This is a genomic window from Arthrobacter sp. 9MFCol3.1, assembly GCF_000620385.1.
GTDB lineage: Bacteria > Actinomycetota > Actinomycetes > Actinomycetales > Micrococcaceae > Arthrobacter.
This window is the reverse complement of the sequence record NZ_JIBJ01000024.1, coordinates 13248-32595: the sequence shown is the minus strand read 5'-3', so window position 1 is coordinate 32595 and position 19348 is coordinate 13248. Positions and strand designations below refer to the sequence as shown.

Sequence of the window (19348 nt, the reverse complement as noted above, 5' to 3'; positions counted from 1 at the left end):
CAGCCGGCCGTTCTGCTAGCCGGCCGGTCTGCTAGCCGGCAGCCACCGGGCTGCCTGCCCGGGGAGCCAGCGCCCGTCCTCCCGACCTGCTGGTGGCGACCCGCCGGTGAGCGTCTGAACGATCCACAACCAGGCCGGTCGCGGCGTTCTCGCGCACGGCGTTGATGCCCGCCGCGGCGCTTTTGATGGAGCTGAAGAGCGGGGACACGGCCACTACTGTGCCATCCGCCGCCGTCAGCCTGAAGAAATATGCCTTGTCGCCAGCCTGCGCGATCTCAAAAATGCCAGCCAAACCGCTGCCTCCCCAATTTCCTTGCGTCGTTGCAATAGCCGGCGGATCGTACGGGAATTTCGCCGGCCTTTCCGAGGGTAGCCCGGTGACGGAGCGCACACAACGCTACCGACGGGTACGTTACAGGCGGTGACTTGGGTCACTCATTTGGCGTTGTCGTACGAGTCCACGACGGCCACACTGACTGGAAATTCGACCGGAATCCGGCCGAACAACAGCTCCTTGGCGGCAGCCGCGGAGTCCTCAATCGCCTTGATGCAGTCTCCGACCGCGCTTTCAGGGCAGTGCACCATCACCTCGTCGTGGAGGAAGAACACAAGTTCGCCAGCGGCGGCGCCTTCCGCCCGTACGGCACGAAGCCGGCGTCGCAGCTCCGCGAGCCAGCACGCCGCCCAGTCCGCGGCCGAGCCCTGGACCACGAAGTTCCGGGTGAAGCGGCCCCGCGAGCGGGCGGTCGAGTCCGCCCGGCGCTGTTCTTCCGCGGTGGTGGAGTGCTGGCTCTGCAGCCAGCGCTCCGACGGCGGCGGGCTGCTCCGGCCCAGGCGTGAGGTGACGGTCCTGCCGGCTTCGCCGTCGCGGGCGGCCTGCTCGACGAAGCCCACGGCGCGGGGGTAGGTGCGGGCCAGCTGGGGCATCAGCCGGCCGGACTCGCCCGTGGTCGCCCCGTAGATTGCCCCGAGGAGGGCCACCTTCGCCTTGGCCCGGTTGCCGCCGAAGCCTTGGGCGGCAATGCCGGCATAGAGGTCCTTGTCCCGCGCAGCCTCGGCCATTTTGGAATCCTGTGCCAGTGCCACGAGCACGCGGGGTTCGAGCTGCGAGGCGTCGGCAACGATCAGTTTGTGGCCGGGATCGGCGTGGACCGCCCCGCGGACCTGGCGCGGGATTTGCAGCGCCCCGCCGCCCCGCGACGCCCACCGGCCCGAGACCACGCCGCCCACCACGTACTCAGGCCGGAACCTGCCGTCCTTCACCCAGGTATCAAGCCATGCCCAGCCGTTCGCCGCGTGCAGACGGGCCAGCTTCTTGTAGGCCAGCAGCGGCACGATCGCGGGGTGGCTGGATTCTTTCAGCTCCCATTGGCGGGTGGTTTTCACTTCGATGCCGTTGCGGTGCAGGGCGCGCATGAGCTCCTGCGGGGAGTCCGGGTTCAGCGCCGGCGACTTCAGCAGCAGCCTCAGTTCGGCCGTGAGCGATTCGAGTTTGGCCGGACGCTGGCCGGGAACCGGGCGGGGTCCCAGGTGTTCCGCGAGGATCTGCTCGTGGAGTTCCTCCCGCCACGGGACGCCGGTGTGCTGCATTTCGGCGGCGATCATGGCCCCGGCGGATTCCGCCGCGAGCAGCAGCTGGAGCCGTTGGCGCCGGCCGGCGTCAGGAACGACGTCCGTGCCGGGCGCCGTGCCGGGCGCCGTTCCCGCCTGGCGAAGTGCCTCCTGCTGCGCGGCGTACTCGGTGCGGAGAGCCTCAAGGGTTTGGCCGGGACGCTGACCGGGGGCCGGGGCATCGAACAGGGCCCCCTGTTCCGGCGGCGGGGCAGGAGGCTGCAGCCCCCGGGGCGGCTGGTGTAGCTCGTCGTCCTGGGTCAGCTTCTCCGCCGCCTGGGCGTAGCCGGTGTGGGCGGTGAACTCCGAGTGGGCCAGGATTGAACCGCACAAGGTGAGGTCGTAGCAGCGCTCGAGCTCCACCCCGGCGCGCAGCAGCGCGGGATACCAGTCCTGCGTACGGTGCCAGATCCAGCGCGGCTGCCGCGCCTCAAGCTCGCGCACAACTCCGGCGAGGTCGCCGGCCCTGACAACCCGGGGTTCCGGATTGGAGGGTTCGGGCACGCCATCGGTCGTGAGTTGCTGCAATGCCGCGCCATCGGCGTGGGCGGCGAGCAGCAGGTACATAGGGTCAATTCTGCCCTGCTCCGGTACATGGTCCGTGCCCATTTCCCCCGGCGGCGGGTAGAGGGAAGCCGCCAGACTTGTCCACATAGCCCACGACGGCGGTTCCGCCGCGCTTCCGGCCCGGGCACAGTGGCAGCATGAACAGGCACCAGCACCGTGGTCCAGGCTCGCCGCCACCGGCGGCGCATGAGCCCTGGACCCCCGGGGATTCCGCGGAAACCCTGCTCGTCACCGGGGTCGATGCGCTGCGCAGCGAGGTGGAACGCATCGTGGCAGCGGCCGGAGGCCAGCTGCGGACGGTGCAGGACGTTGCCGAGGCCGCGCCGTTTTGGGACGCAGCGGCCGCCGTGCTGGTGGGCAGCGACATCCGCGGGTTGCCGCCCCGGCGACGGGCCCCTGCGGTGCTGCTCGGCCTCGAAGGTGATGGAGAAGGGTTGTGGCATCTGGCCGCCGCCGTCGGGGCCGAACGTGTCGCGGTGCTGCCGGACGCGGCGGCCTGGCTGGCGGAATACCTGAGCCGGTCCCGGGCGCCGGAAGCCGGCGGACTCGTGCTGGGTCTCACCGGCGGCTGCGGCGGGGCCGGGGCCACGACAGCTGCCATCTGGATCGCGCAGGCCGCCGCCGGGGCCGGGGTCCGGGTGCTGCTGATCGACGGCGACCTCTGGGGCGGGGGCCTGGAACTGGCGCTGGCCGCCGAGGACGCCCACGGGCTGCGCTGGCCGGATCTTGCCGGGGTGAGCGGCAGTATCGACCCCGCCCAGCTGGAGGAGTCGCTGCCGGTCGCCGGTGGATTCTCCTTCCTGTCGTGGCCGGGAACCCGGGACCGGGCCGCCGGCGGGGACGCGACCACGGTGGCCGCGGTTCTCGACGCCGCCCGCCGCGGCTACGAATTGGTGGTGCTGGATATCGGCCGGGAACGGGAAGCCTTGCGGGCCTTCGCCGGCGAATGCGACCGGATGATCGTCGTGGCGCCCGCCCGGCTGCGGGCCGCCGTCGCCACGGCCTGGCTGCTGCAGGAGCTTCCACCCGTGGACACCGCGCTCGTGATCCGGGCCAGTCACGGCGCCGCCTTGGATGCGCCGCTGATCGCCGGCTCCGTGGGGCTTGTCCTTCAGGGCATCATGCCGGACATCAAGGATCTGGCCGGGGCTACGGAACTCGGCCGCCTACTCGAAACCGGCCGGCACCGCGCCGTCCGCCGGTTCGCGGCCGGAGTCCTTGAGCTGAACGGAGGAGATGAGGCATGAGTGCCCATGCGGCCGCAGGACCGGCAGAACCGGAACGTCCGGCCCGCCGGGCACCGGGCCGCCGCCGCTCGCAGGGATTTCTCGACGAGACGCTGCTGGAGTCCGTACGCGAGTCCGTCATGGCCGATGCCTCCCCGGTGACCGCGTCAAGGGTCGCGGCGGCGGTCCAGGCGAGCGGGCGGCTGCTTGGCACGGCCGGGGCCCTGGCCGCCGTGGAGAGCATCAGCGCGGAACTGAACGGACTGGGTCCCCTGCAGCCGCTCACCCGGGACCCCGCCGTGACGGACATCTTCGTCAACGGGCCGGACTCGGTCTGGCTGGACCGCGGCCACGGTCTTGAGAAGGCGCCGGTCGTCTTTTCCGGGGAACCGCAGGTCAGGGCCCTCGCCGCGAGGCTGGTGGCAGCCGGCGGCCGCCGCCTGGATGACGGTTCGCCCTGCGTCGATGTCCGGCTCGACGGCGGCTACCGGGTGCACGCGGTGCTGCCGCCGATTTCCACGGCCGGGACACTCCTGAGCGTGCGGATCCGGCGGGCCACGGTTTTCTCCATGCCCGAGCTGCAGCGCGCCGGCATGTTCGGGACCGGGACGCTCGGGAGCCTGGTCCAGTCCGTGCTCGAACGCATGGTGGCGTCCAGGCTGAGCTTCCTCATCAGCGGGGCCACCGGTTCGGGGAAGACCACGCTACTGGCGACGCTGCTGGGATTGTGCCACCCCGGGGAGCGGCTCGTCCTGATCGAGGACGCCGCAGAACTAAATCCCGTCCACCCGCACGTCGTCTCGCTGGAATCCCGGCACGGAAACCTGGAAGGTGGTGGCGCCGTGGACTTGGGCGAACTGGTCCGCCAGGCCCTCAGGATGCGGCCGGACCGGCTGGTGGTGGGCGAATGCCGCGGCGCTGAGGTCCGCGAGCTGCTCTCGGCGATGAACACCGGACACACCGGAGGCGGCGGGACCATCCACGCAAATGAGGCGGCGGCTGTGCCGGCCCGGCTGGCGGCCCTTGGCGCGCTCGCCGGCATGGGCCAGGACGCGGTACGGCTGCAGGTCGCCAGCGCGATCGACGCCGTCGTGCACGTCGAGCGGACCGAATCGGGGCGCCAGGTCGCCAGCGTTGGAATCATGGAGGTCCAAGACTCGGGCCTGGCTGTCGCTGCCGCACTGGAGATCCAACGGGGCGAGCTCCGCTTCGGCGGGGCCTGGCCGCTGCTGGCGCACCGTCTCGGCATGGATCCCGGGTTGGCCGGGGCGGGCCCCTCCGATCTGCCGGCGGCGCCGCCGGCAGGACGCCCTCCGGGCTCCGGGCACGAATCCTTACAGCCATGGGCGCAGCGATGACCGGTTTCCTCATCGTCGTCTTGGTCCTGGCCGTGTGGTTGGCATTTCCCTCCCCGCGCGCGGCCAGCCATCGTACCCGCAGGGCATTGCAGGCCGCGGGCACGCGAGTCCCGGCGGCTCACGGGCCGCCGGGATCCCGGCAAGGACGAGCCGTCGGGGGCGTGGCCCGTTGGCGCGGTGGGGGATCCGCCGATGCCGGGTCCGTCCCCATGACGGTCCTGGTCCAACAATTGGCCGCGCTGCTGAGGGGAGGGCGCATCCCCGCCCGACTGTGGGATGAACTGTGGGCCCTGTACGGCACGGACGCCGCGGGGGACTGGCCGGCGGCGCAGGTCGCGGTTCACGGCGCCGGCCGCGACCGTCCCCGCGACCGTCCCCGCGACCGTCCCCGCGACCGGACAGGGGACGGCGCCGGAACGGTCCTCGGCCCGGAGTCCCGGAGGATCCTTGCAGCCGCGCGTGGCGCCGCCCTGCGCGGGTCCTCCGTGGGCGCGGCCATCCGCAGCGAGGTCTCCGCGGTTTCTGCCGGTGAGGGCACCGTCGTCGCGGCCACCAAGGGTGCCGTCGGCATCCGGGCCCGCCGCGACGTGCGCGTGTGGGGCGAGCTCGCCGCATGCTTTGACACCGCTGAGGCCAGCGGTTGCCCGCTGGCCGATGTCCTGGCTCGCTTTGCCGCCCACCTTGAGTCGGAGGACGACGCCGAGGCTGCCCGGCAGACCGCCTTGGCGGGGCCCCGCGCAACCGTCCGCCTACTGACCTGGCTGCCGCTGTCGGGCCTGGGCCTCGGCCTGCTGCTCGGCGTTGACCCGGTCGCGACACTGCTGGGAAATCCCTGGGGCCTCGCGGCGTTGGCCACGGGCGTGGCGCTCACCGTCGTCGGCCGGCTGTGGTCCGCAAGGCTCGTCCGCGCCGCGGCGGAAGCCCCAACGTGACGCGGCGGCCGCCGTGAGGCCCGAACTTGCCGGCCTCGTGATCGCAGCGAGCCTTGCCGGGGCAGCCGCCGTGGTCCTCGCCCGCCCGGGCCGTGTCCGCCGGCGGCTCCGGCGCCAGCTTCGGGCACCGGCTGACGGGGCCGCGCGACGCCCGACGGTCCGCGACGCAGGCCGGGGACGTCACGGCTTCCAGGGTCTGCGGGACACCGCCATGATGCTGGAACTGATCGGCGCCATGTTGGATGCGGGAGCCGGACTTGGCCGGGCCCTCGAACTCGTGGCCGCCCTCATGCCACCGGAACTCGGGCGGCAGCTTCGGCCGGTTGTTTCAGCCCTCGCAATCGGTGCGGACTGGGGCACGGCATGGCGCAGTTCCGGTGCCCAGGCGCCCCAACTTCATGCCCTGCGCGACGCCCTTTCCTTCGCCGCCCTCACCGGCGCCCCCTCCTCAGCGCTCCTCTACGCCCAGGCGGCCCGGCTTCGCCGCGAACGCAACAGGACCGCCGAGCAGCGCGCGGCGGCGCTCGGCGTGAAGCTGGTCGTGCCGTTGGGCCTGTGCTCCCTGCCGGCGTTCGTCTGCCTCGGCGTCGTGCCCGTGCTCCTGGGGCTGCTTCCGACGTGATGCCGGCAGCCCGCGGATCACCCGGATCCAAGGTTTATTCAAGTTGCTGGGGGATATCTTGGGGGCAGGCACCGTCGGAGTATGAGCGGTCTCGTGCGTCGGCTACTCACAGCACTTCCTTGGCGCCTCGAATCCCGGAGCATCTGGGGTCTCGTACTAACTGGGAGCCACGCCAGGGGGGCAGATCAATGATTCGACTGTACAAAGCGGGCGTGATTGCAGCGCTCAACCTACTAGTGTTGACCGGTTTGGCGGTGGGAGCCAGTCCGGCGTCCGCCGCCGTACCGACCTGTCAGCCGGGAACACCCCAACCGACCAACCAATTCCCTGGCACAACGGTGATTGCCACGAACTTCGAGTCCGGAAGTCTCACCACCGCCGGATTCGCCACCGCTTTCACTTCCGGAACCGGCACCGCCGACGTCTCCTCTGCCCAGCAACACTCCGGCCGCTGCTCAGCCAAGGTCCACGTCACCACGGATGCCGGTTCCGTGGCGAATTTTTCCGCACCAGTTCCTGCCGGGAACAATGAGGTCTACGCCGATGGCTGGTTCAACATCACCAAGGAGGGCGTCGCCGGCAACAACGTCCCGTACTTCCGGTTCTTCAACGGGAACACCCGGTTCGTGGACGTCTACCGTTCCAACGGCGGCGTCGGCCCGCTGTGGCTGCGCGTCGCGGCGCCCGACGGAACCCTCCGCTACACCGCGATGAAGGTGAACGTTCCGCTCGGCACCTGGCACCATCTCGTCACGCACGTCATCGCGAATGGGGCCTCCTCCACGGTCGAGGTGATTTTCGACGGCAAGCTCGTGTATTCCAGCAAGCAAGTCGCCACGGCCTTTACCGCGGTCACCAAGATGCAACTCGGCGCCGAACACCGGCGGCAGGCCGGCGACAGCTTCATTGACGACGTGGTCATCAAAGCCAAAAAGGCGGCCGGCCAGCTTCCCGGGACGTTTACCCCGATTGCCCCACAGCGGTTCCTCGACACCCGGAAAACGTCGCCGGTGGGTGCCGACAAGTCGGTCTCCTTCCAGGTTGCGGGGGCCAACGGGATCCCGGCAACAGTCGCCGCAGTCGTCTTCAACCTGACCGTCACCGAAGGAAAATCCATTGGCTACATCACCGCCTACCCCTCCGGGACAGTCCGGCCGAATGCATCCAATGTGAACTTCCGCGCCAACCAAAACGTGCCTAACCTGGTAACGGTCAAGGTGGGTGCGGACGGAAAAGTGGCGCTGTTCAACAGATCCTCCGGCACAACCCACCTCATCGCCGACGTCACCGGCTACTACGTCACGGGGGCCCCAGCGACGCCGGGCGCCTTCCAAAGCCTGGCGCCAAAGCGGCTGCTGGACACCCGGTCCACCACGGCGCTCGCAGGGGATTCCACGGTGTCCCTGCAGGTTGCGGGGACCAACGGCGTCCCGGCATCTGCCGCTGCTGTGGTCTTCAATCTCACAGTGACCGAGCCAACTAGGATCGGATACATTACCGCCTATGCGTCGGGCTCGGCGCGTCCGGACGCGTCCAACCTCAACTTCAACGCCGGACAGACAGTGCCGAACCTGGTCACGGTCCCCATCGGCCCAGACGGTAAAGTCACACTGCTCAATCGTTCCTTCGGACGTTCACACCTGATCGCAGACGTTGCCGGCTACTACCTCGGCGGCACGCCGTCGGCCACCGGAGCGTTCAAGGCCACCGGCCCATCCAGGATCCTCGACACCCGAAACACAACGGCTGTGCGCCCGGACTCCGCGGTGTCCTTCCAGATTGCCGGGGCCAACGGCATCCCCTCCAGTGTCCTGGCGGCTGTTTTCAACCTGACGGTCGTGTCGCCCCAGTCCATCGGCTACGTCACCGCCTACCCCTCGGGCTCCGCCCGTCCGGACGCGTCCAACCTGAACTTCTCCGCCCGACAGACTGTGCCGAACCTGGTCTCGGTCCCCGTCGGTTCAGACGGAAAGGTGACGTTGTTCAACCGTTCCTCCGGGTCCTCACACCTCATCGCCGACCTCGCGGGATACTTCCTCCCTTAGGAACGCGCGGGTGACCCGCACCAACTGAACCCGAGGGGCTGTCGTCGCAGGACGGACCGCAGCCCCTCGGGTTCAGCCCTGTCTGGGTCCGGGCAGGGTCCGGGCTTGGCGTTCGGCGTCTGTTGGCCGCCCGGCGGGGACCAGACAGTTCTCCTCCACAGGCAGCCACGACGGCATTTTCGGGCAGGTTTTCCACTTGGCTGCCCTCGGGGCTTATGACGCGGGGTACAAGCCGGGAGAGTCGAATCAGCCGGCGATCACGCCGGTGTCCCGTGGAAGGAAAGCAGATGTCAACAAATCAGGACACTCCCGCTGCACGTCGCATTGAAGCAGGGGAGGGCGGCGTTGCCGAGGTCTATGAGATCTACCCCGGCGCCAGCTCGGTTGTTCCCATTCAATCGCAGAGACGCACAGGGCCGCCGGCCGCGCAGGCGGGCATGGCTACCGCTGAATATGCCATCGCAACCCTGGCCGCCGTGGGCTTCGCCGGGGTCCTCGTGTTCATCATGCGCAGCGATGAGGTCCGCGGATTCCTCCTGAACCTCATTCGGACAGCGCTCACGTTGCCATGAACGGACTCTGGCGCGCCCGGGGGAGCGGCGGCCGGAGGCAGCCGCCGCCAACGGCGGAGTGCCGCGGGGCCGTCACCGCTGAGTTCGCCGTCGCGTTGCCCTCGGTCGTCCTCCTGCTCTCCGTGCTGCTCGCGGGTTCGGCTGCCGGGGTGATGCAGCTCCGTGTCGAGGAGGCGGCCCGTGGCGGTGCCCGGGCGGTGGCGAGGGGAGCCGCGGCCGGCGAAGTCGGTGAGATTGTCCGCCGTCTCGCCGGCGAAACGGCGGACTCCGAGGTGACGCGCGACGGCGATTGGCACAGGGTCACCGTTTCCGGCCGCGTCCCTGGGGCTGTTGGGTCCCTGGTTCCCTGGGCCCTCAGCGCCAGCGGGTGGGCGCGTGCTGAGGCCCCTGGTGCGGCACAACGGCCCGGGCTGGACGAGTCCGGACTGAAGGGCGTCTCCCGGTCCCCGTGGCGGAGCGGCACGTGATGTCGCCTGCCCGTGTCCGTGCCCGTGTCCGTGTCCGGGCGCGCCGGCCGCGACCCCGGAGCCCGGATCCTGCCCGCGCCCGGAACCGGTGTGCGTCTTCAGAGCGGGGGTCGGGGACCGTGCTGGCTCTGGGACTCGGGCTGGCGGTCATCATGGCGTTGGCACTGCTGCTGCTTTTGGCCCAGTCGGCCGTCGCGGCGTCGAGGGCTGCGGCGGCTGCCGATCTGGCGGCGCTGGCTGCCGCGGATGCCGCGCGGGGGATCACGTCCGGCGAGCCCTGCGCTGTGGCTCGAGAGGTCGCGCTGAAGAACAACGCCACGCTGGCCGCCTGTGCTGAAGGACCGGATGCCACGGTTCAGGTCCGCACCGAGTTTGGCGCCGGTCCGTTCCTCGGGGCGGCCACGGGACGGGCCAGGGCGGGACCGCCCCCCGCGGCCGGGAACGGGTCCACACGGTGAATGATGCTTCGTTTCCGGCGGGTTGCCAGGAGAGGTGTTCAGGCGCGGAGCGGCTGGGCGGGCTTATCGTCCGAGGTCCCGGCCGCGGCCGCCGTTGTGCCGGGATTGCCGGCGTGCATGAGGTCGCCGGCGTCCTGGAGCAGTACATCGATCAGTGTGACGGCGGCGTCCTTGTCGAGCGGGTTGTTCTTGTTGCCGCACTTGGGTGACTGGACGCAGGAGGGGCAGCCGGACTCGCATTCGCAGGCCTTGATGGCGTCGCGCGTGGCGGTGAGCCACAACCTGGCCTTGTCGTAGCCGCGTTCGGCAAACCCGGCCCCGCCGGGATGGCCGTCGTAGACAAAGATGGTGGGCACTCCAGTGTCGGCGTGGATGGCCGTGGACACTCCGCCAATGTCCCAGCGGTCGCTGGAGGCCACCAGCGGAAGGAGGCCGATGGCCGCGTGCTCGGCAGCATGCAGCGCGCCGGGGAACTGTGCCTCGATGAGCCCCGCGCCGGTCAGCGAGCGGTTGTCCACAACAAACCAGACCGCCTTGGTGAACAGGTCCCTGGCGCCCAATTCCAACGGTTCTTCGCCGAGGATCTCATTCGAAATCAACGCCTTGCGCTGGAAGGACACCACCTGGGTTGTCACTTTCACATCGCCGAAGTGCACAGCCACATCGCCCCACTGGGTGGTGCGTTGCGTTTCGAGGACCTCGATCTGGGTCACGTCCCGGGCGGTGGTGTAGTAGTCGGGGTTCGCCCGGCGCACCACCACACAGTGCTCGTCCTCATTCAGGTCTTCCACCACGTAGCTGTCGCCCTGGTGGACATAGATGGCGCCGGTGTGGGCCTGGTAATGGGTCTGCGGCGAATCCATGGTGCCGAGCAAGGAGCCCGTCTCGGCATCCACGATGCTCACCGGACCTCCGCCGTCGGCCCGGAGGTTCACCATGGCTGCGGCATTTTGCGGATGGGTCCAAAACCATCCGGCCGGCCGTTTGCGCAGGTAGCCCTGCAGGACCAGCCGGTCCAGCAGCTTCTCTGCGGTGGGCCCGAAGAGCTCCAGTTCGGCGAACCCGAGGGGCAGTTCCGCGGCGGCCGCGCACAGGTGCGGGCCCAGCACATATGGATTGGAGGGGTCGAAGACCGTGGCCTCCACCGAGACGTCGAAAATCGCCTCGGGGTGGTTCACCAAGTAGGTGTCCAGCGGGTCGTCGCTGGCCACGAAGGCCGCGATCGCGTCCTGCCCGGCACGTCCTGCCCGGCCGATCTGCTGGAACAACGACGCGCGGGTGCCCGGCCAGCCTGCGACCAGGACGGCGTCGAGACCGGAAATGTCGATGCCCAGCTCCAGCGCGGACGTGCTCGAGACGCCCAACAGTTCACCCGAGCGCAGCGCCTTTTCCAGGGCCCGCCGCTCTTCCGGCAGGTAGCCCGAGCGGTAGGCGGCCACGCGCTGCGGCAGGCTGGGGTCCACCTCGTCAAGGAGGCGTTTGGCGATGGAGGAAATCGTCTCTGCCCCGCGCCTGGACTTGATGAACGCAATGGTCCGAGTACGGGAGGACACCAGGTTGGCCAGCAGGTCGGCGGTCTCGGCGACGGCCGTCCGGCGCTCTTTGGCACCGTTTTCGCCCCGGAGTTCGGTCAGTGCCGGCTCCCAAAACGCCACCGTGGTGGACCCGTGGGGGGAACTGTCTTCGGAAACGGCCCGTACCGATGCGCCGATCAGCCGGCCGAAGGACTGTCCGGGTTCAGAGGCCGTGGCGGACGCCGCGATGAACACCGGTCCGGGACGCGAGCCGCCCGGGCTGTAGTAAGCACAGATCCGACGCAGCCGGCGCATGAGGTTTGCCACATGGGAGCCGAAGACGCCGCGGTAGCTGTGGGCCTCATCCACGATCACGTAGCGGAGGCGCCGGAAGAACCTGGCCCACCAGGCATGGTTCGGGAGGATGCCGAAGTGCAGCATGTCCGGGTTGGCCAGGATGAAGTTCGCGTGGTCCCGGATCCAGCGCCGGGAAGCGGGATCGGTGTCGCCGTCGTAGGTTTCTGCCCGGACTGTGGGGAGCTTCAGTGCCCTGATCGCTGCCAGTTGGTCGGCGGCGAGCGCCTTGGTCGGGGAGAGGTAGAGGGTCACAGCCCCGTCGTCGTGGATTTTCCCGGGATCGGACAGGACCTTGAGCTCGGAACGGTGGATCGCGTCCAGGGCCGGCAGCTGATACGCCAGGGACTTGCCGGACGCGGTGCCGGTGGCGATGACCACGTTCTCTCCGGCGTGGGCCAGTTCGGCGGCCCGGACCTGGTGGAGGTAGGGCTCGTGGATGCCCAGGGAACCGTAGGCTGCCACGAGATCGGGGTGGGACCACTCGGGCCACGGCGCATTAACGGCCTGGCGGGCGGGGATCGTCCGCACATGACGCAGCTGTTCCGGGTCCGGACCTCGGCCCAGCAACGGAATCAAGGACTCATGCGGGTTCACTCACATATTCTTTCATCCGCCCTCAAATCGCCCGGCAGGCGCGGCGGCCTTCCGCCGGGCAGGCACGTTGCCCCGGGCGCACGCCCGCCGGACGGCAGGCGGAGCGGCGCTTCAACCGACGGAGCGGCGCCTCAACCCACGGGGCGGCGCCTCACCCCACGGACAGGTCGGCCCCTTCGTCGGATGTCGACAACATCAGGACGTGGCACACCTCGCGCCAGCCGAGGTGTGAATAGAGTTTTTGGCCGTCAAGGGAGGCGAGCAGCAGCCCGGAGTCGACGTCGTGTTCGAACGCCTGGGCGGCCAGGGCCTTCATGATGAAGCTGCCCAGCCCCCGCCGCTGGTAGGCCGCCGACGTCACGATGTTGTCGAAGATGGCGGTGTGTCCCACCACAAACACGCGTCCGCTCGCGGCGACGTCCTCGCCGGCGGTGACGACCGCGTGGTGGACGCCGTCGGTCCGGGAGGTCTCGAGCTTGAGGTCGTCGTCCGAAAGCCAAGGGTCCTCCGCATCCTGGGTCTCCATGTCCACGATCATCATGGTTTGGGAGGCCGAGGTGACATGGAGGCCGTTCCGCTGTCCCAGCAACGTGTACCGGGCCGCATCGTTGGTGAGGATGGTGAGGACCCGGGCCGGCACTTCGGCCGTCTTTGCCGCCAGCGCCTCGAACTCCGCGTCGGACGGATCGTAGGCGAAATACTCCCATTCGTGGGTGGTGTCCGCGCGTAAGGCCGCGGGGAACCGTCCCTCCCTGCGCGTCTCGTATCCGCGGCAACCGGCCCATCCGGCAACCCAGATTTCCAGCAGGTGAGTGGTGTCTTCCACCATGGCGTCAAGACTCATGTGATGAGCGTATTCCAGCCGTGCCACAAGCAACAGGGGCCGGGTTGGGGGAAGCCGCTTGCTTATCCAATTGTGATTGTCGCCCGGCCGTCCGCGCCAGCAAGTACCCTTAAAAGCGTGGCTTTGAACAGGATTGTGCTTTTTTACGGATTCACCCCCCTGCCTGACCCGGACGCCGTCCGGCTCTGGCAGCGCGCCCTGTGCGAAAAGCTCGGACTGACCGGCCGCATCATCCTTTCCAAGGACGGAATCAACGCCACGGTCGGCGGAGAACTGAACGCCGTGAAGCAATACGTCAAGACCACGCGGGAGTACAAGGGCTTCCAGGGCATCGACGTGAAGTGGTCCGAGGGCGGCGCGGCGGACTTCCCGCGGCTCAGCGTGAAGGTGCGGGACGAAATCGTATCCTTCGGCGCCCCGGGCGAACTCAAAGTCGACGCCGGCGGAGTGGTGGGCGGCGGAACCCACCTCAAACCCGAGGAACTCCACGAACTCATTGAAGCCAAGAAACAGCAGGGCGACGAAGTCGTGTTCTTCGACGGCCGGAACGGCTTCGAGGCCCAGATCGGCAAGTTCAAGGACGCCGTGGTGCCCGATGTCGCCACCACCCACGACTTCATCAAGGAACTCGACTCCGGTAAATACGACGCCCTCAAGGACAAGCCGGTTGTCACCTACTGCACCGGAGGCATCCGCTGCGAGGTGCTCTCGAGCCTCATGGTGAACCGCGGGTTCAGGGAGGTCTACCAGCTCGACGGCGGCATTGTCCGCTACGGCGAGGCCTTCAAGGACCAGGGCCTGTGGGAGGGCTCCCTGTATGTGTTCGACAAGCGCATGCACGTCGAGTTCAGCGGGGACGCCAAGACCATCGGCAAATGCGTCCGCTGCTCGGCACCCACAAGCAAGTTCGAAAACTGCTCGAATCCGTCCTGCCGGACCCTGACGCTCTACTGCGCCGGGTGCGCCGCGAGCCCTGACACCCTGCGGTGCCCCGAGGGCTGCGCCGCCTGAGGCACGCTCCGGACTTTTGCCCGGCCGGGCACCCTCAGATACGGCTCACCCGGTACGCGAAGTTCGCCGGTGCGTTGGCATCCACTTTGATCGAGAGCGACGCATCTGCGGCCAGTTGCACCACGTTCACCCTGGACGTCCCGCACCGGAGACTCAGGTCCACGAGTTCGTCCTCACCGTTCTCGATGGAAAAGGACACGCGGCGGGTGCTGCGGCAGGCCAGGGTCAGGGCGTACGTACCCTTGGGCAGCCGGGCTGTCGTCTCTGTCCGCTCCTCGTCGGCCTCCAGCGTCCCGAAACCCGTCTGGAGGACCTGTCCCTCGGCGTCGGGCAGTACGGCATCGACCCAGTCGTCCAGCTCCTCGCCCGTCACCGGCTCGTTGAGATGGGGGTCCTGGGGCAGGGCGGCGTCAGTGCTCGGCGGAGGGGCAGCGGAGGTTGATTCATCGTCCCAGTGGTCGGCGCTGTATTCATACGCGCAGCCGGACAGGACCGTGCCGAGAAATACCGCAACTGAAAGCACCACGGCGGCCGCCGGGGTGCGCCGTCGCGGCACCCTGCTCGCCGGCACAGTTGGCATACCCTGAGATTAGGGCCGCCCGGGGTCAAACGCCAGAGGCCAAAGGTCCGGGTCGGACAGGCCCGTCAGGGGCGCCGGGCCGGGCGCCGCGGACCGGGCTGCGGGGCAGGCTACTCGGACGCCGCCAGGTGGTAGGCGTAGAGAAGCGGGGCATCCACGCTGGACGTGCTGAGCGTGACCTTGCCCGCGGCGGGCACTTTGATGCGGGCGGTTTCGCGGCTGCCGTTGCAGGCGGCACCGGCTTCGGCCAACTGGCTGCCGTCCAGGCTGACGGCGAAGAACGCCTTCCCGCCGCCGTCGCAGGTCATGGTCAAGGTGTAGGTGCCGGCGGGCACGCCGGACGCGGTCCGGACGATCGGATCCCGGTTCAGGATTTTGCCGGCATCCTCCAGCACTGTCCCCGGGGCGGAGGGCAGCGCGGTGGCCTTCCACGCCGGGACGTCGGCGCTTTCAATCGAAACGGCCGGGGAACATGCCGCCGCGGCCAGTACGACGACGGCGGCGGCCGTGCCGCTGAGTGTCCGCCGGGCCAGGCGGGCGGCCGGGGCGTGGGAGGAAGGGAAAACCATGCCTCAAACTTACCGTCCCGCGGGCTGCCCGCGGGCCGCGCCGACGTCCCGGGCGCCCTTCCCCCGCGGGCCCTTGACTTTGACGCTGCGTCAAAGTTTAGAGTCGAAGCGACGGCCGGCAGCGGCCGGCCGGCACGGGAACAGCGGGGGCCAGGGGACGCGGGCCTCGAGGGCGCAGAAGGGTGGAGGCATGGACTGGTCCGTTCAGCAGATCGCGAAGTTGGCCGGCACCACCGGCCGGACCCTGCGTCATTACGACGACATCGGTCTGCTCAGGCCAAGCCGCACCGGCAACAACGGCTACCGGTACTACGGCCAGGAGTCCCTGGTCCGTCTGCAGCGGATCCTGCTCCTGCGCGACTTGGGGCTCGGGCTGCCGGCGATCGCGGACGTGCTCGGCAACGAGGCGGACGAGGAGCAGGCACTGGGCCGGCACCTGGCGTGGCTGCTGCAGGAACAGGACAGGCTGGGGCGGCAGATTGCCTCGGTCCGTCACACCATCGAGGCATTGCAAACGGGAGGAAAGATCATGGCGGAGGAAATGTTCGACGGTTTCGACCACACCAGGTACCAGGAAGAGGTGGAGCAGCGGTGGGGCAAGGACGCCTATGCGAAGTCGGACGCCTGGTGGCGCGGCATGGGGGCCGGGGAGAAGGCTGCCTGGACAGAACAGTCCCGGCAGCTCGGTGCCGACTGGACGGCTGCTGCGGCATCGGGAGTCCCGGCGGACAGCGCGCAGGCGCAGAACCTGGCCCGGCGCCACGTCGAATGGCTCAGGGGAATCCCCGGCACGCCGGCGTCACCCGCCGCGGGCGGCAGCCCGGCGACCGGTGGCGACATCAAGGGGTACGTGACGGGGCTCGGCGAGATGTACGTGGCCGATCCCAGGTTCGCCGCCAACTATGGAGGTGCCGACGGCGCCGCCTTCGTCCGGGACGCCCTGAAAATCTATGCGGAGACCGAGCTGTAGCCGGACCTGCATCGCCCGGGCCCGCACCGGGGCACGGCCTCCGGGATGAAGGGGGCCCGGGCCCGGGGACTAAACTTGTCCGGTGACTTCCTCAGCGCAAGGCCCCGCCGCACAGGCTCGTTCCACGCAGTCTCCTTCAACGCAGGCTCCGGCTACCCCGTTCACGGCGGGCAATACTCCGGACGCTCCGCGCAGCGACCTCCCCGGCCTCCTCGAGGCCCTGGCCGCTGACCTGCGTGCCGTTGGCTACACCGTGGACGGGGTCGCGGAGCTGCTCGGCGAGGCGGCGCACTCGGCCCTGGGCCGGGACCAGCTCATCCCGGCGCTGATCATCACCGGGCGTTCCCTCGGGGAGCCGGCGACGGCGGCGCTCGCCGGCGTCGTGCGTCTCTGGCTCCTGTCCGAACCGCAGCGCGCGGAGACGCTCGACGCCGCCCTCCCCGGCATCCGTACCCGGGGGCTGATGGAACTTGGTCTCGTGGAGCCCTCGGGCGGGGACCTGGTCCAGGCGAAGGTGGACCTCAGGCCCTACGGCTGGGACCCGGCGGTGGGGGAGGACGGGACCAGTGCGGGCGGAGCGGACCTCTGGGTGGCCAGCGACCTCGCGGCCCATCAGCGCGCCGGCGTTCTCCGGCATGACCACGTCCTGGGGATTGGGCAGGCGTCCACCACCCTGGTCCAGGTCACCGCCCGCCGCCATGTTGCCACGGCCCTCGATCTCGGCACCGGCTGCGGCATCCAGACCTTCCACCTGCTGCACCACGCCGAGCACGTGACCGCCACGGACATCTCCGAACGTGCGCTGGCGTTCACCCGGTTCAACCTGCTGCTCAACGCCGCCGAACTGCACCTGGATCCGGCCGACCTTGATGCCCGCGTCAGCCTGCGGCTCGGGTCCCTGCTGGACCCCGTCGCGGGTCAGGAGTTTGAGCTGGTGGTGTCCAACCCGCCGTTCGTCATCACACCCCGCAGCCTGGGCGAGACCGCCACGGACCAGTTCACGTACCGCGACGGCGGCCTGCCGGGGGACGAGATTGTGTCCTCGCTGGTCCGCGCATTGCCCTCGGTCCTTGCCCCGGGCGGAACGGCGCAGCTTCTGGGCAACTGGGAGATCACGGCGGGCGCCGGCTGGGCCGACCGGCCCCAGAGCTGGGCCGGCCCGGCCGCCGACGTCTGGTTCATCCAGCGCGAGCAGGTGGGCCCCGAGCAGTATGCCGAGACCTGGCTCCAGGACGCCTCGGAAGGCCGGGACCGCCGGCTCTATGAGGACTCGTACGCGGCCTACCTGGACGACTTCGCCTCGCGCCATGTGGCCGGAATCGGCTTCGGCATGATCTGGCTGCGGCGGCCTGCCGACGGCGCGGGACGGGTGCTGTCCCGTTTCGAGGAGATCACCTACCCGATCGAACAGCCGGTCGGGCCACACCTGGGCGCCGCCGTCGAGCGTGCCGACTGGCTGGCCGGCCATGATCTGGCCGCCGCCCACCTGCTGGTCGCGGAGGACGTCACCGAAGAACGGCACCAGCGCCCCGGCGCGGAACACCCCGGCGTCATCCTGCTGCGGCAGGGTGCCGGGCTGCGCCGCACCAACCTTCTCAGCACGGAGCTGGCGGGCCTCGTCTCAGCGTGCGACGGCGACCTGTCCGTCGGGCAGATCATCGGCGCCCTCGAGGCCCTGCTGGGCGGCTACGAGGGGTTCGACGGCGCGGAGTTCCGCGCCGGCCTGCTCGAAGAAGTCGGGAACCTCGTCCGCGACGGCTTCCTGCTGCCTGCCTGAACCGGCCGCGGCCGCGCCCGCCAACGGCGGTTCGGTAGCGGCCGGCAAGGCCGCTTCTGCCGCAGCCCCGGCTGCCGCAGGACCAGTACCGGAGGCGGAATCCTCCCGGCCGAACCGCGGCAGGACGTACGCCGTGAGGGCGAGGGCTACCAGGGCCCCGGCGACGCCGGTGAGCACGAAGCTGACGCGCACCGGCACCAGGGCGCCCAGGAGGCCGCCCAGGGCCAGCGCACCAATGGAGACGGCACGCGTCATCCCGCCCACAATCGCCATCGCCTGGCCGCGCCCGCTTTCCGGAATCCGCAGGATCGCGATGGCCCCGAAGCAGGCGTTGAGGACACCGCAGGCCATTCCCGTCCCTGTGTAGGCGGCAAAGAGCAGTTCCACGCTCGGGACCATCCCGGTGAGGACCAGGCACGCCGAGGCTGCGGTCATGGCGGCCAGCAGCACGCGCAGCCGGACCGGTGGCGTCCTGATCCTGCCGGCCATCGCGGCCCCGGCTGCCATCCCGAGGCCGAAGGCCGCGGACAGGAGGCCGTACTGGATTTCGGTGGCGCCAAGTTCGTCGCGGGCCAGGAACACCTCGAGCACGTTGGTGGCTTCGCCGACGACGATGAAGAACATTGCCCCCAGGACCAGGGCCCAGACCAGGCTGTCCCGGCGGATCAGGCGCAGCCCGTCCAGCAGCGCCGGCTTCGCCTGGCCGGCCCGTTCGGCCGCGGTGCCGCGGCGGGTGCGGATCAGCAGCGCGCCGAGCCCCATGGCGACGTAGCAGCCGCTGGCCACGGCGAACACCAGCCCGGTCCCGCCCCAGCCGCTGAGCAGGCCGCCCGCGGCGGGGCCGGCCATGCCCGCGATCATGATGGTTGCCTGCATGGTCCCCATGGCCCGGGGCGTGCGGTCCTCGCCGACGATCCGTGGCAGCAGGGCCTGCCAGGTGGGGCTGGCCACGGACTGGGCTGCGTCGAGCAGGAACGTCATGGCAAACAGCACCGGCAGATAGTTCTCCAGATACTGCATGCCAAGCCCCATGCCGGCGACGGCGGCGGCACTGACCGCGGAACTCGCCGTCGCCAGCGTGCGCGAATCCATGGTGTCGGCGAGCCGGCCGGCCCACGGGGCCAGCAGGACCAGCGGCAGCGCTGAACACAAAAGGTAGGCGGCCACGAGCCAGGGCCCGGCGACAGGGGTTTCGCCGGCCGCGGCCGCGTTCTGCAGATGCAGCATGACGCTGACGACGACGGCGCCCATCCCCGCCGTCGCCACGAACCGGG

At 69.7% G+C, this 19348-nt stretch carries 17 protein-coding genes and 1 pseudogene; 11 read left to right on the top strand and 7 right to left on the bottom strand.

The features are described 5' to 3' along the window. Positions 1-31: 31 nt before the first annotated feature. Together C560_RS22285 and C560_RS0117195 are read right to left on the bottom strand one after the other, a co-directional pair. Positions 32-292, bottom strand: coding sequence for a YegP family protein (locus tag C560_RS22285; protein WP_051533260.1), 261 nt, complete (start codon positions 290-292; stop codon positions 32-34). A gap of 143 nt (positions 293-435) precedes the next feature. Beyond that, a complete protein-coding gene (locus tag C560_RS0117195; protein ID WP_026539131.1) occupies positions 436-2178 on the bottom strand; it encodes a bifunctional 3'-5' exonuclease/DNA polymerase in 1743 nt (580 codons plus the stop codon). Positions 2179-2315: 137 nt separating this feature from the next. On the opposite strand from C560_RS0117195, the gene ssd reads away from it, so the two are divergent. The 8 genes from ssd to C560_RS0117145 all read left to right on the top strand — a co-directional run bounded on the left by ssd (position 2316) and on the right by C560_RS0117145 (position 9858). Further along, positions 2316-3425 carry a septum site-determining protein Ssd gene (gene ssd, locus C560_RS0117190; RefSeq protein WP_026539130.1) on the top strand — a complete coding sequence of 370 codons (1110 nt, stop codon included), beginning with the start codon at positions 2316-2318 and terminating at the stop codon, positions 3423-3425. Beyond that, on the top strand, positions 3422-4762 hold the full coding sequence (locus tag C560_RS0117185; protein WP_026539129.1) for a TadA family conjugal transfer-associated ATPase: 1341 nt from the start codon (positions 3422-3424) through the stop codon (positions 4760-4762). The genes ssd and C560_RS0117185 overlap by 4 nt, the downstream gene beginning before the upstream one ends. A gap of 161 nt (positions 4763-4923) precedes the next feature. After that, complete coding sequence (locus C560_RS0117180; RefSeq protein WP_026539128.1) at positions 4924-5694, top strand: hypothetical protein; 771 nt, start codon at positions 4924-4926, stop codon at positions 5692-5694. A gap of 13 nt (positions 5695-5707) precedes the next feature. Beyond that, a complete protein-coding gene (locus C560_RS0117175; protein WP_043423367.1) occupies positions 5708-6316 on the top strand; it encodes a type II secretion system F family protein in 609 nt (202 codons plus the stop codon). A gap of 338 nt (positions 6317-6654) precedes the next feature. Then, positions 6655-8361 (top strand): hypothetical protein, encoded by a 1707-nt coding sequence (locus tag C560_RS23650; protein ID WP_197026184.1) that lies wholly within the window; start codon positions 6655-6657, stop codon positions 8359-8361. Between the two features lie 287 nt (positions 8362-8648). Beyond that, entirely contained in the window at positions 8649-8933 is a 285-nt protein-coding gene (locus tag C560_RS0117155; protein ID WP_026539126.1) for a DUF4244 domain-containing protein, read from the top strand. Beyond that, positions 8930-9400, top strand: a complete 471-nt coding sequence (locus C560_RS0117150; RefSeq protein WP_026539125.1) for a TadE family type IV pilus minor pilin — start codon at positions 8930-8932, stop codon at positions 9398-9400. Before C560_RS0117155 ends, C560_RS0117150 begins: the two co-directional genes overlap by 4 nt. Further along, the gene (locus C560_RS0117145) at positions 9400-9858 is read left to right on the top strand and encodes an Rv3654c family TadE-like protein (protein WP_081801751.1); all 459 of its coding nucleotides are present in this window, start codon (positions 9400-9402) and stop codon (positions 9856-9858) included. Before C560_RS0117150 ends, C560_RS0117145 begins: the two co-directional genes overlap by 1 nt. Before the next feature lie 38 nt (positions 9859-9896). Here C560_RS0117145 and C560_RS22275 read toward each other — a convergent pair whose 3' ends face one another. Next, entirely contained in the window at positions 9897-12323 is a 2427-nt protein-coding gene (locus C560_RS22275) for a DEAD/DEAH box helicase (RefSeq protein ID WP_231494385.1), read from the bottom strand. 151 nt (positions 12324-12474) lie between these two features. Further along, entirely contained in the window at positions 12475-13167 is a 693-nt protein-coding gene (locus C560_RS0117135) for a GNAT family N-acetyltransferase (protein ID WP_026539123.1), read from the bottom strand. Positions 13168-13284: 117 nt separating this feature from the next. On the opposite strand from C560_RS0117135, the gene trhO reads away from it, so the two are divergent. After that, a complete protein-coding gene (gene trhO, locus C560_RS0117130; RefSeq protein ID WP_026539122.1) occupies positions 13285-14178 on the top strand; it encodes an oxygen-dependent tRNA uridine(34) hydroxylase TrhO in 894 nt (297 codons plus the stop codon). A 34-nt stretch (positions 14179-14212) separates the two neighbouring features. On the opposite strand, the gene C560_RS0117125 is transcribed toward trhO, so the two are convergent. Both C560_RS0117125 and C560_RS0117120 read right to left on the bottom strand, forming a co-directional pair. Beyond that, positions 14213-14758 (bottom strand): DUF6023 family protein, encoded by a 546-nt coding sequence (locus tag C560_RS0117125; RefSeq protein ID WP_043423366.1) that lies wholly within the window; start codon positions 14756-14758, stop codon positions 14213-14215. Positions 14759-14868: 110 nt separating this feature from the next. Further along, a complete protein-coding gene (locus tag C560_RS0117120) occupies positions 14869-15327 on the bottom strand; it encodes a hypothetical protein (RefSeq protein WP_026539120.1) in 459 nt (152 codons plus the stop codon). A gap of 190 nt (positions 15328-15517) precedes the next feature. Here C560_RS0117120 and C560_RS0117115 point away from each other — a divergent pair, with 190 nt between their 5' ends. Further along, positions 15518-16297 (top strand): MerR family transcriptional regulator, encoded by a 780-nt coding sequence (locus C560_RS0117115; protein ID WP_026539119.1) that lies wholly within the window; start codon positions 15518-15520, stop codon positions 16295-16297. A gap of 220 nt (positions 16298-16517) precedes the next feature. After that, positions 16518-18074, top strand: a complete 1557-nt coding sequence (locus tag C560_RS23905) for a DUF7059 domain-containing protein (RefSeq protein ID WP_026539118.1) — start codon at positions 16518-16520, stop codon at positions 18072-18074. 99 nt (positions 18075-18173) lie between these two features. Here the strand turns inward: C560_RS23905 and C560_RS23105 are convergent. Beyond that, a pseudogene (locus C560_RS23105) lies at positions 18174-19325 on the bottom strand (MFS transporter); the annotation flags it as partial. Positions 19326-19348: the final 23 nt, after the last annotated feature.

Excerpts from the sequence above, each read along its gene's own strand:
- C560_RS0117195 (WP_026539131.1), bottom strand. The coding sequence starts at position 2,178 with ATGTACCTGCTGCTCGCCGCCCACGCCGATGGCGCGGCATTGCAGCAA.
- ssd (WP_026539130.1), top strand. The coding sequence starts at position 2,316 with ATGAACAGGCACCAGCACCGTGGTCCAGGCTCGCCGCCACCGGCGGCG.
- C560_RS0117185 (WP_026539129.1), top strand. The coding sequence starts at position 3,422 with ATGAGTGCCCATGCGGCCGCAGGACCGGCAGAACCGGAACGTCCGGCC.
- C560_RS0117155 (WP_026539126.1), top strand. The coding sequence starts at position 8,649 with ATGTCAACAAATCAGGACACTCCCGCTGCACGTCGCATTGAAGCAGGG.
- C560_RS0117150 (WP_026539125.1), top strand. The coding sequence starts at position 8,930 with ATGAACGGACTCTGGCGCGCCCGGGGGAGCGGCGGCCGGAGGCAGCCG.
- C560_RS0117145 (WP_081801751.1), top strand. The coding sequence starts at position 9,400 with ATGTCGCCTGCCCGTGTCCGTGCCCGTGTCCGTGTCCGGGCGCGCCGG.
- C560_RS0117135 (WP_026539123.1), bottom strand. The coding sequence starts at position 13,167 with ATGAGTCTTGACGCCATGGTGGAAGACACCACTCACCTGCTGGAAATC.
- C560_RS0117125 (WP_043423366.1), bottom strand. The coding sequence starts at position 14,758 with ATGCCAACTGTGCCGGCGAGCAGGGTGCCGCGACGGCGCACCCCGGCG.
- C560_RS0117120 (WP_026539120.1), bottom strand. The coding sequence starts at position 15,327 with ATGGTTTTCCCTTCCTCCCACGCCCCGGCCGCCCGCCTGGCCCGGCGG.
- C560_RS0117115 (WP_026539119.1), top strand. The coding sequence starts at position 15,518 with ATGGACTGGTCCGTTCAGCAGATCGCGAAGTTGGCCGGCACCACCGGC.